Source organism: Sediminicola luteus (assembly GCF_002514735.1).
Classification (GTDB): Bacteria; Bacteroidota; Bacteroidia; order Flavobacteriales; family Flavobacteriaceae; genus HQA918.
This window is the reverse complement of record NZ_KZ300477.1, coordinates 1,879-15,391: the sequence shown is the minus strand read 5'-3', so window position 1 is coordinate 15,391 and position 13,513 is coordinate 1,879. Positions and strand designations below refer to the sequence as shown.

General features: G+C 44.9%; 4 protein-coding genes. All 4 read left to right on the top strand.

Annotated elements, in window-relative coordinates; all coding sequences use genetic code 11:
* The first annotated feature begins 2 nt into the window (after positions 1 to 2).
* Positions 3 to 1,145 (top strand): hypothetical protein, encoded by a 1,143-nt coding sequence (locus B7P33_RS04580; RefSeq protein ID WP_141402389.1) that lies wholly within the window; start codon positions 3 to 5, stop codon positions 1,143 to 1,145.
* 371 nt (positions 1,146 to 1,516) lie between these two features.
* Positions 1,517 to 3,835 carry a hypothetical protein gene (locus tag B7P33_RS19565; protein WP_216359357.1) on the top strand — a complete coding sequence of 773 codons (2,319 nt, stop codon included), beginning with the start codon at positions 1,517 to 1,519 and terminating at the stop codon, positions 3,833 to 3,835.
* Between the two features lie 38 nt (positions 3,836 to 3,873).
* Complete coding sequence (locus tag B7P33_RS04570; RefSeq protein WP_141402388.1) at positions 3,874 to 7,401, top strand: SdrD B-like domain-containing protein; 3,528 nt, start codon at positions 3,874 to 3,876, stop codon at positions 7,399 to 7,401.
* Between the two features lie 465 nt (positions 7,402 to 7,866).
* Positions 7,867 to 13,513: SdrD B-like domain-containing protein (locus B7P33_RS19625; RefSeq protein WP_172435856.1), on the top strand; the 5,647-nt coding region annotated here is incomplete at its 3' end.

Sequence of the window (13,513 nt, the reverse complement as noted above, 5' to 3'; positions counted from 1 at the left end):
TTATGAAAGTTATTGATTTAAAACAGTTATGTAGGGGATCGGTTTGGGCCATTTTATTGCTATTTATAATGGGCCCAATGGAAACAAATGGCCAATATTTTGGAGAAGGCCCTGTAACCTTGAATACGCCAGCTGGCGCCAGTAATATACAATGGTATCAAAATGGAACGGCTATTCCCGGCGCCAATGGTTCAAGCTTTACAACGTCGAATCCGGCTACCTATCATGCCGAATATCTAGACGCTTCAACCACTTGTCAGAATGATAAAACCGTACTGTTTGTATTAAAAAATGGAAACGACCCAGTGGTGCTTTCTGGTAATCCTGGAGCCGATACATACCAATGGAGCAACGAAAATGGTCCCATCGTTGGGGGCCAATCACAAAATTTGACGGTTACCGAAGGGGGTAGTTATTCCTTGGAAACAAATCAATTAGGTTGTTCATCAATTTCCCAAGAATACTATGTATTTAATCTGTGTAGTAGTCCCTTTTTGTTTATTACCCCGCCCAGTTGCAATGTAGGTACCAATACCTACTCGGTAACTTTTGTGAAGTTTCCGGAAACCACGGTAAATATAGTTGGCGGCATAGATAATGGCGACAATACGGCAACGGCCAATTTGGGCGATAGTATGCAGTTTACGGCTACGGCAGCCGGTGGTTGTTTTGTTCAGCAGTCAGTTCAATCGCCAACGACATGTCCGTTAGACCTTGGTATTGTTTTTAAAATAGCCGATGGCATTGTAAATGGGGAAGAAGAGCAAGTGTTTTTAATAAGAGTAAGAGAACTTGTGGGTCATGATTCTGACGGTAGTCCGGTTGAGGTAAGAATAGATAAACTACCTGACCTACAAATCGATTATCAGTCTAACTTGGGTCGTATTGATGTTTCTGGCCAAACCACCCCATTAAATAATTCCGATTGGGTATATGATGGTAGTGAACCAGACTTCCATGTTTTTAGGAATAATCAAATAATTTCTGGAGGTAGCACCACCACCTTTGGTTTTAAAGCCACTTTTGATCCAGGGGCCTCTCGGGGAAAAATACCGGTATCGGCGCGCATTGTTCATGGCTCCGGTGGTGAGGTGGGTTTAGACAATAATATTGACACCGAAACTTTAGCATTTTTTCCGAAATAACTACCTGTAATGTAGGTTAAATGCTACGTTTCATTGAAATTAAATGCATTTTAACGAGAATATATCTATAAATAAAGACGAATTTATTCCTTTGATAGTAACACTAAACTCCATCATTAACTAAAAACCTGTATTCATATGGGAATATAATACGCTTCAAACCAGCAACTTTTCACTTAAGAACAAAGCTCGAGTAACCTGCATACGATCGGGCTGTTGAGTGTCTCCCGTTTTTGTCTTATATAAAAAAACGATTAAACACTAGTTTCAGCCAATGGTTACCCATTATGCTGTTCAGTCTCTCAGGGCCGTTTCCGGCTTTGACCCTATCCCCTAAATCTACCTATACCTAACACAATAATTATACATAAATGAAAAAAGTATTGTTCCTACTAGCCTTGGTTCCGTTCTTGACTATGGCACAAGAGAATGAACCGGCCCTTACCAATCCAAGCATTAACCCAATGCCCATGGAGTATCCTGGTAGTGGCCAATATGGGTTTGTGCTTATCAATAATGGTTTTAACGATATTACCGTTGTGCCCGGCGACGATTTTGAATTGAGTATAACCTTATCAAAGTCAACTTTAGCCAATCCGGGCAACCCTACCTCGGCTATTTCTGGCAATGGTGCCGGTCTCTTTACGTGGTCCTATTTTGCCAATCCTAGTGGCAACGATGTACTTACAGGTGTATTAAACGGTACCATACCCAGTGGAGCCGGTTTTTCCATTAGCCTCGATATTGATGTAGATGGCTTCTCGGATAACCAAGACATTGGTTTTCTGGTCACCTTGCAACCTTCCTTCAGTGTTAATTCTAGCGGAAATAATACGGGTAACGACGAAACCTCCAGATTTACCAGTGCCCCTAAGGATACCGACGACGATGGGGTACCCGATAGTATAGATCTCGACGATGATAACGATGGTATATTGGATACCGTTGAAGATCCCAATACGGATGGCGATTCAGATCCCATGACCAACCCCTTGGATTCTGATGGCGATGGGGTTTTTGATCATTTGGATATCGATGCTGACGACGATAGTATTCCGGATAATGTTGAGGGACAGACTACTTCGGGTTATATCGCGCCATCGGGTAACGATGCAGATAATGACGGATTGGATGATGCCTACGAAGGTAGCGGCGATGCCGGCTTAACTCCGGTAAATACCGATGGAACCGATAATGTCGATTATTTGGACAATGATAGTGATAACGATACGGTTCCCGATAGTAATGAAGGTAACGATTATAATTTTGACGGTATTCCCAATAAGATTTATTCGGGTAACGATGCCGACGGCGATGGTTTAGACGATGCCTACGAAGGAAGCAATACCACCGATGGGTTCGATGTTAACGACGAGATTAATAACCCAGCGACCGACCTGCCGGATACCGATGGTACCCAAGATGTAAACTATAGGGATGAAGACGACGATGGCGATGGCATCCTTACGGAAAACGAAGATGGTAACAACGATGGTAATTTGGCAAACGATGATGCCGATAACGATGGCATACCCGATTATTTAGACCCTGACGATTCTACGGATACCGACAATGATGGCGAACCCGATATTACCGATTTAGACGATGATAATGACGGCATATTGGATACCGTAGAAGATCCGAATACCGACGGGGATAATGACCCTATGACCAATCCGATCGATTCCGATAACGATGGTAGGTTCGATCATCTCGATATCGATTCCGATAACGATGGTATTCCCGATAATATTGAGGCACAGACCACCACGGGTTATATAGCGCCAAGTGGTAACGATACCGATGGCGATGGTCTCGACGATGCCTATGAAGGCGGAGGTAATGCCGGTATAAGCCCGGTTAATACCGATGGTACCGATGTACCCGATTATTTAGATGATGATAGTGATAACGATACGGTTATAGATGCCAATGAAGGTCATGATCATAACTTTGATGGCCAGCCCGACGTGGTCGCTTCCGGAAACGATGCAGATAACGATGGTTTAGACGATGGTTTTGAAGGGGCCAATACCAATGATGGTTACGATGTTAACGATGAAATCAATAATCCGGCCAACGATCTGCCCGATACCGACGGTACCGAAGATGTAAATTACCGCGATACCGACGATGATGGCGATGGTACCCCTACCCAAAACGAAGACCCTAACGGAAACGGCGACCCCACCGACGACGACACCAATGGTAATGGAACTCCAGATTATTTAGATCCGGCAGATACCAATATAGATCTAGGTGTCATACTCCAGATTACCGACGCCATTGTAAATGGTACTGAGAACCAAACCTTTTTCGTACGTGTTAGGGAACTGTTGGGTAACGACACGAACACGGCCCAAGAAATTGAAGTGCGTATCGATAAATCCGACGATTTACAATTCACCTACAACGGAGGTTTAACTACCCTTCTGGTAGGGGGTAGTAACCAAAACGTTGACAACGGCGATTGGCAATACGATGGCAGTGATTCTTTGTTCCATGTATTCAAGAAAACAGGAGGAATAACGGCAAATACCACTACGGCTTTTGGCTTTGTGGCCCAGTTCGATCCGGGCCAATCCGAAGGTAAGATACCTTTTACGGCACGTATCACCTTTGGTTCGGGAGGCGAATCAGTGTTCACCAATAATATTGATACGGAAACCATTGTGTTCTTCCCCGATTAAATCGGGGATAGCACTGAGAACCGACGAGAACTATGAAAATGAAAAAACTAATGTTAGGCCTATTTTTGGCCCCGGTTTTACTATGGGCGCAAGCCTATGAACCGGCCCTCAGTGATCCCACCATAGAAGCCATGTCCGATCCTAATTCGGATATGGTTTCCTATGGTTTTATGTTTTCCAATAAAGGTAGCGAAGCCTTAAGCGTAGAAGCCAACGACTCCCTAAAGGTTACCATAACCCTTAGCAGGTCGCAATTGGCCAATATGGTTCAGCCTGCCCAAGCCATAACCGGTGAAGGAAAAAGTATGTTCGATTGGTCGTATTACGAAAATCCGACGGGTGACGATATGGTTACCGGGGTTTTGGTAGCACCGATTCCCGCTGGTGGGGCCTATGACCTTAAAATGGAGGTAAAGCCAAAATCTACCGAAAGAATCGGTTTTGCGGCCAATATCCAGCCTTCCTTTATGGCCAATATGAAAGGCAATATGTTGGAGAACGATGCGGTCGCGACATTCGGCAAGGCCAATGCCACCGATACCGACGGGGATGGTGTGCCCAATGAAACCGATATAGACGATGATAATGATGGAATTCTCGATACCACCGAAGACCCTAATACCGATGGAGATAACGATCCGGCAACCAATGCCTTGGATTCCGACGCCGATGGTGTACCCGATTATTTAGATCTCGATTCCGATAACGATGGCCTTCCCGATAACATTGAAGGGCAACCAACCGCGGTGTATACCCCGCCTTCTGGCATTGATGCTAATTCAGACGGGCTCGATGATGTCTACGATTTTGTACTGAACACCGGAATTGCCCCGGTGAATACAGACGGGGCCGATGTACCGGATTATTTGGATAGCGACAGCGATAACGATACCGTACCCGATGCCATAGAAGTACACGATGCCGACTTCGACGGTGTGGCCGATATTAGTAGCAGTGGTAGCGATACTGACAACGACGGACTAGACGATGCCTTTGAGGGATCCGATACCAATGATGGTTTTGATGTAAATGAAGCTTATACCGATCCCTCCAATCAATTGCCAAATAGCGATGGTGAAGATGAGGTGAATTATCGCGATATAGATGATGATAATGATGGCATAAATTCACAAGATGAAGATACTAATGGGAACACTGATCCAAGCGACGATGACACCAACGGCAACGGTACCCCGAATTATTTGGATTCCGATACCTGTTCGTTAAACGAGGTGGCACCGAACTTAACCAAAACGAATATCAATGGTTGCCCAGAAGACACCCATGACCTTGCCGACATAACATCAACGAACCTACCTTCGGGGGCAGTTTTAAGTTGGCATACAGCAACGCCGGCAACGAGTGAAAATCGTATTGAAAGCACGGTTATCCCCTATAGGACAGAGAATTATTATGCGATCTTCTACGATTCGGAAAACGACTGTTATAGTGGTGGTGGGACTGCAACGACGATTTTAACGGTAGCCACTGTTGGTGCCTGTTGTCAAGCAGGGGAAGAGGCACCCAACCTTTCCCAAACCCAATTAGTGAATGCTTGCCCAGAAACCACGGCAGACTTAACAACGATTACCGCCGATAACTTACCAAGTAGGGGTTCTATAAGTTGGCATACCGCTACACCGGCTAGTATTGATAACTTTGTAGAAGATCCAAGAACTGTCGGATCCGGCACGTATTATGCCGCATTTTATGACCCCTTTCCAAGTTGTTTTAGTGGCTTTGGTACTGGGACAACAGCGGTAACCGTAACCATAGATAGTTGTGTGGTTTGTAATGCGGGCGAAACTGCCCCACAATTGTCCCAGAACCAATTTAATCTTGATTGTGGCGAAACCTCTGTAGACCTCACCACAGTTAGCGTAAATAATTTGCCTAATGCTACCATCTTAAGCTGGCATACCGCTACACCAGCAACAAATGATAATAAAATAGACAACCCAAAAACAGTAACAGAAGGTGACTACTACGCTGTTGTTTACGACACCGTCAATGACTGTTATGGTAATGATGGTATGGCTACTTCCTTGGTTGAAGTTAAAAATACGGGCAGAGTTGTTATAGGGGACTATGTTTGGGAAGATCGTAACGGAAACGGTCAACAAGATGTAGGTGAAAACGGATTGAACGGAGTGAGGGTCCGATTGTATGAATGCTCCGATGAAGGTAATGGTAATGGTGTTGAGATAGGAAGCACAGTGACTACGGATAATGCAACCGGAGCGCCAGGTTATTATCGCTTTGAGGTTTGTAGTTCGACTAAACTCTATTATTTGGTTTTTGACAATATACCGGAAGGCTATGAGTTTACCGACACGAATTTGGGTAACGATGCCACCGATTCCGACACCAATATCTTAGGAATCACCGATTGTTTCAACCCAATAGAAAGCAACCTTACCCTTGATGCTGGTTTACGCCTTAGCTGTGAACTGCAAGCGCAGATTAAATGCCAAGGCGAATTTATCTGTCCGGGAGACACGGTTACCTTAACGGCAAGTGGGGGTAACACCTTCTTATGGAATACTGGGGAAAACACCGCTTCTATTCAAGTGTCACCCACAGTTACGACCACCTATTCCGTATTAGTTTCGCATACCGATAATCCGATTTGTGAAGAAATGGTAACGATGGAAATCGAAGTAAAGCCAGCTGAAATAAATGCGGGTCCAGATGTTTCCATAAGTTTAGGCGAAACTATCAATCTTACCGCAGGCCCAGTGAACACTGGCGATTCTATATTATGGTCTACAGGTGAGACTACTTCCACCATTTCGGTACAGCCATCACAAACCACGGCGTATACGGTTACCAAGACCACTGAAAATGGCTGTACGGCCCAAGATCAGGTCGTAGTAAACGTCGATGGCGATTGTGGGTTGCAATCAGGTATGGCAGTGTTGCCCAGAGATCAAGAAACCGGGTATCAACCGGCTACTGCCATGGAGGCCTGCTTGGGTGAGGATTTCCATATTTGGATGTTTGCCCAATTACAGCATTTGGGTGATCCGAACGGTGAGGATTATTCAAATTGGACTTTTAGGTTTAGGTTACCAAATGGTACCACAGTGGTTCAAAACGACCCTGAAAATGTGCAGAATAATCTGTATTGTAAAGAAAAAATGACTGAAGAAGATTTCGGAACCTACCAGATAGGTTGGGAATCACCTGAAGGTTGTACTGGTAATACCTCGGTAACCCTTACGCTGTCTGGTGAGTGTACCACCGAAAACAATGGAACGGCTGTTGGTAGCCTTTATCCAAACCCGGCTTCGTCTGGGGGTGTGGTAACCATGGAGTTACTTTTAGGTAGTCAAACCCATGCCAATGGGGTGCCCTTGGTTAATTCTAGTAGTAAAACTAGAGAAACCCTATGGTTAAGCCTGTATTCCGTAGAAGGGAAGTTAATTACACCGGCCCAAAAGTATCTAGTATATCAAGGTCATATAACCATAGATTACCAATTGGCTCCAGTGGCTCCAGGTAAATATGTGATTCGGGTAATTGGTAATGGCTGGGCCGATAGTAAACGATTGATTGTTAAATAGAAATGGTGGTGTGTGTTTTCCGTTTTAGGGAACCACCATCAGGACTTAATTTTACATGCTACAGGTATTTCGCAGTAGTTAATAGTTTTTTGTCGATATATTATGTAGGAAAAATAAGTATTTATTTATTTTGTTTAAGAATACACTAACATGAATTAACTAAAACTATTTTCACTTTTATGATATAAGAATACTTACAAAGCGTTCTGAGGGTCATCTATACTAGCTTTTATTTAAGGCCCATTTGAACCATTGCTTGTTCCCAACATTACTATTTCGGTTTCTTCACTTCAACCTTTCCACCCTGTCATGGAGTGAACTTTAGGCTAATGGCCGTATCCCTTTTTATAGCCTTTATCGGAAAAACGGGATTTTTCGGGAAACTATAATTTTTTATCACATCAACCCTTCGTCTCCGGGTACCATCATGGTATTACGGGTAGGCGGCTAATACCAAATATGATTATGAAAAACACTAAAACCGCACGATGTTGTTCCTGCTTTCAAGACACAGGTCCAACTGCCATTCCGGGTCATGGCAATCAAAAGAATCTACCTAAAAAACAGGCATGGTATACCCATATAATGGTGATACTAATGTTCCTGTTTTTTGCTGTTCCCAACAGTTATGGCCAAACGTATGACATAAACGGATATACGGTTAACGGTGACGATTTAAAGTATGCCTCTGTTAGGGGTAAAGACAGATCGGGGGTCTGGGGTAACCTTCCAACCGATTTTTCCCAGCTACGAAATATTTTCTATTGGGAGTCTGACAAGAATATGAACCCCGATATGATAATTCAGTTTGCAAAACCAGTTGTAAACAGATCGGGCCCAGATATGGTAGCCTTTATGTATTCGCCCAACGAATTGTGGGGTAGAACACATCGGTACCTGATCAATGGTAGATCAAAGGAAATTTCATCTTTGATTCCGGTACCCGGTAAAGACAGATATTTTGCCGGTTTCTTAGAACTCTCTGATTTTGGTGTGGCCGAGGGACAATCCATTACCCAAGTTCAGATTTTTGCATCAAGTCAAAATACATCTGCTAATTATGCAAATTGGAGTAATGGTGGGCGTATTGTTTCACCATTGTACGGAAACTATTCAGATACCTATGCGGCGGGAATAGGCCCTATTTCCAAAACCAATGATTGTGACAACGATGGTATCCCAGATGATCAGGAACCTGATTGCGATAAAGATGGGGTTCCCGATGACTGTGAAACAGATTCAGATAATGATGGTATCCCAGATGATTGTGATAATTGTCCACAAATAGCCAACCCCAACCAAGAAGACAGTAATTATGATGGTGTTGGTGATGCCTGTGATTTTTGTGAAGATCATAGTAAATACCCACTGGCAAAAAGGATTTATAAACTAGCTGATTCTAAACCCAATTGTAGTGAGTACAACCCTGCTGATACTGGGGTATTATACTTACATCATTCCAATGGTCAGTTTTATACGTATAAAGCTGGTGCCGACTTGGTTTTTGTGGTTTTCGAGGATAATTCTGCAAAACTTGAAGGTACGGTTTACCGAACCATTGATAATTTAAGAGGTAAGATTACTGTTGATTTCATTAATTATCAGCCCAATGGTCAAACTACTTGGCTCGGTCAATGTTACCAAAATGGTATAGGTAATATCGCCAATTATGGAATGAAAGGTTTTTTCTATACAGGTAGAACAACATTGGATATTAATAGTCCTCCAGCAACTTTGGCTAATGTAGGTGAAGGTGCTGGAGGTGTTAGTAATGAATATGGCCTTGCCGGAAGATCTAGGAGTACCATTGGTAGCACCTTAATTGATTTGTTTGCAGAACTGGTTCCAGATAAAAACTGTATTGTCGATTGTGATAACGATGGTATTCCAGATGACCAGGAACCCGATTGCGATAATGATGGTATCCCAGATGATTGTGAGCTCGATTTTGACAATGATGGTGTGCCGAATGATTGTGATAATTGTAAACTGAATGCCAACCCAGATCAGGCAGACAGTGATAATGATGGCCTAGGGGATGTTTGTGATAGTTGTGTGGAATACGAAGACTTTCCGCAGGCTAAAAATGTTTACAGGGTAACCGATGCCAAGCCCGAATGTCTGTTGTTCGATCAAATCAATAAGGCTGTGATTTACCAAGCTACCCCGAAAGGGTATAGGTTATGGCGGGCCGGAAGCGATTTGGTATATATCGAATATGATAACGGAACCGCTAAGCTTGAAGGCTCTGTTGTGGCTATAGACAATAATCAAACCGGTCAGGTTTCAATTGATTTCTTCGGCTATAGGCAGGCTGGGTCCAATCCCATGCTTAATAGTTGTTATCAAAACTTGCTAGGGAATTTTAGCAATTACGAATATAACGGAACCCTAACTGCAGGAAACCAAACTTTTACTATCGACAATCCTGGCCCAAAGGCCAATGTTGGTATGGGAGCAGGAGGAGACCAAGGTCGGTTCGGTGTTGGTGCTTGGCTAAATGGTACCATTGGCGAGCAGAGCGAATTGTACGCTAATCTCACTCTTTTAGATGATTGTGAAGACGATTGTGATAATGATGGAATCCCAGATGACCAAGAGCCAGATTGTGATAACGATGGTATTCCCGACGATTGTGAACCTGATTCCGATAATGACGGTATCCCAGATGATTGTGATAATTGTATTTCGACTCCTAACCCAAATCAGGCCGATGCAGATAATGACGGTGTAGGCGATGTCTGTGATAACTGTCCGCAAAACCCAAATCCAAATCAAGCTGATACCGATGGCGATGGTGTGGGAGATGTCTGTGACGATGATAATGGTTGTGTAGATTATTCAAATTATCCGAATGCTAGAAAAATCTATCAAGCCACAAATTCAAAACCGAATTGCGATGGTTTTCCAAATGCACCTTGGTCCATCTTATACTATACATTAAATGGTACGCAATACCGGTGGAAGGCTGGTTCCGATCTTTATTGGGTAGAATACAATAACAATACCGCCAAATTGGTGGGAACGGTTGTTAATGTAGCCAATAACCAGCAAGGTCAATTAGATATTGATTTTTCTAATTACAATGCGAATGGTGTTTCAACATGGAACAACAATTGTTATAAATCTACCTTAGGGGCCATTAGTAATTACCGCCAGTATGCCGGAACGTTCCGAACCAATGGTACTACGCATACCTTAAGTAATAAACCCAATACTGCTGGTGCCGTCGTCGGACCAGGTGCTGGAGGTATTGGTGGCAGAAATGGTCTAGGGGCTTGGGCACAAAGCTCTTTTGGTACAACCGTAGAGATTTTTGTTGAATTTGGTCAAGTAGAAGAATGTATTGATGATTGTGATGGGGACGGTATCCCGGATGATCAAGAGCCAGATTGTGATAATGATGGTATTCCTGACGATTGTGAAGCCGACGACGATAACGACGGTATTCCTAACGATTGTGACAACTGTCCAAACACGGCCAACCCAGGCCAGGAAGATAGTGACAATGATGGCATAGGCGATGTTTGTGACAATTGTCCAGATGTTTCCAATCCGAACCAGGAAGATACAGATAACGATGGTGTAGGTGACGTTTGTGAAACAGCCTCTATCGGAAATCGGGTGTGGGAAGACACCAATAACAATGGTATCCAAGATCCGGGTGAGAACGGTATCGAAGGGGTAACGGTACGTTTGTACGAGTGTGGCGGTACCACACCTATCGCGAGTACGACCACCGATGCCAATGGTAACTATCTGTTCGAAGACCTAGCCACCGATACCAGTTATTTCGTTGAGTTCGTATTGCCTAACGGCTATGTGTTCTCACCGGCCAACCAGGGTGGTAACGATGCTACGGATTCCGATGTGGCTGCCAATGGTAGAACGGGTTGTATCAATCTAAATCCTAACGAGAACGACGACACGGTAGATGCCGGTCTGTATCCGTTCGACGATTGTGACAACGACGGAATCCCGGATGATCAAGAGCCGGATTGTGACAACGATGGTATCCCGGACGATTGTGAGCCTGATACGGATAATGATGGAATCCCAGATGATTGTGATAATTGTCCGACGACTCCGAACCCGAACCAAGAAGATACCGATAACGATGGTGTAGGTGATGCCTGTGAGACGGCCTCAATAGGAGACCGTGTTTGGGAAGACACCAATAACAATGGTATCCAAGATCCGGGCGAGAACGGTGTCGAAGGGGTAACGGTACGTTTGTACGAGTGTGGTGGTACCACCTCTATCGCGACCACGACCACCGATGCCAATGGTAACTATCTGTTCGAAGACCTGGCCACCGATACCAGTTATTTCGTTGAGTTCGTATTGCCCAACGGCTATGTGTTCTCACCGGCCAACCAGGGTGGCAACGATGCTACGGACTCCGATGTGGCTGCCAATGGTAGAACGGGTTGTATCGATCTAGATCCTAACGAGAACGACGACACGGTAGATGCAGGTCTGTATCCGTTCGACGATTGTGATAACGATGGCATCCCTGATGACCAGGAACCCGACTGTGACAACGATGGTATTCCGGACGATTGTGAGCCGGATGATGATAATGATGGTATTCCAGATGATTGTGATAATTGCCCGACGACTCCGAACCCGAACCAAGAAGATACCGATAACGATGGTATAGGTGATGCCTGTGAAACAGGTTCTATCGGAAATCGGGTATGGGAAGACACGAATAACAATGGTATCCAAGATCCGGGTGAGAACGGTATCGAAGGGGTAACGGTACGCTTGTACGAGTGTGGTGGTACCACACCTATCGCGACCACGACCACCGATGCCAACGGCAACTATCTGTTCGAAGACCTGGCCACCGATACCAGTTATTTCGTTGAGTTCGAATTGCCCAACGGCTATGTGTTCTCACCGGCCAACCAGGGCGGTAACGATACTACGGACTCCGATGTGGCGGCCAACGGCCGAACCGGTTGTATCGATCTAGACCCTAACGAGAACGATGACACGGTAGATGCCGGTCTGTATCCGTTCGACGATTGTGATAACGATGGCATCCCTGATGACCAGGAACCCGACTGCGACAACGATGGTATCCCGGACGATTGTGAGCCGGATACGGATAATGATGGAATCCCAGATGATTGTGATAATTGTCCGACTACTTCGAACCCGAACCAAGAAGATACCGATAACGATGGTGTAGGTGATGCCTGTGAAACAGGTTCTATAGGAAATAGGGTATGGGAAGACACCAATAACAATGGTATCCAAGATCCGGGTGAGAACGGTATCGAAGGGGTAACGGTACGTTTGTACGAGTGTGGCGGTACCACACCTATCGCGAGTACGACCACCGATGCCAATGGTAACTATCTGTTCGAAGACCTAGCCACCGATACCAGTTATTTCGTTGAGTTCGTATTGCCTAACGGCTATGTGTTCTCACCGGCCAACCAGGGTGGTAACTATGCTACGGATTCCGATGTGGCTGCCAATGGTAGAACGGGTTGTATCGATTTAGATTCTAACGAGAACGACGACACGGTAGATGCCGGTCTGTATCCGTTCGACGATTGTGACAACGATGGCATCCCTGATGACCAGGAACCCGACTGCGACAACGATGGTATTCCGGACGATTGTGAGCCGGATACGGATAATGATGGAATCCCAGATGATTGTGATAATTGCCCAACGACTCCGAACCCGAACCAAGAAGATACCGATAACGATGGTGTAGGTGATGCCTGTGAAACAGGTTCTATCGGAAATCGGGTGTGGGAAGACACCAATAACAATGGTATCCAAGATCCGGGCGAGAACGGTATCGAAGGGGTAACGGTACGCTTGTACGAGTGTGGTGCTACCACACCTATCGCGACCACGACCACCGATGCGAACGGCAACTATCTGTTCGAAGACCTGGCCACCGATACCAGTTATTTCGTTGAGTTCGTATTGCCCAACGGCTATGTGTTCTCACCGGCCAACCAGGGTGGCAACGATGCTACGGACTCCGATGTGGCTGCCAATGGTAGAACGGGTTGTATCGATCTAGATCCTAACGAGAACGACGACACGGTAGATGCCGGTCTGTATCCGTTCGACGATTGTG

Excerpts from the sequence above, each read along its gene's own strand:
- B7P33_RS04580 (WP_141402389.1), top strand. The coding sequence starts at position 3 with ATGAAAGTTATTGATTTAAAACAGTTATGTAGGGGATCGGTTTGGGCC.
- B7P33_RS04570 (WP_141402388.1), top strand. The coding sequence starts at position 3,874 with ATGAAAAAACTAATGTTAGGCCTATTTTTGGCCCCGGTTTTACTATGG.
- B7P33_RS19565 (WP_216359357.1), top strand. The coding sequence starts at position 1,517 with ATGAAAAAAGTATTGTTCCTACTAGCCTTGGTTCCGTTCTTGACTATG.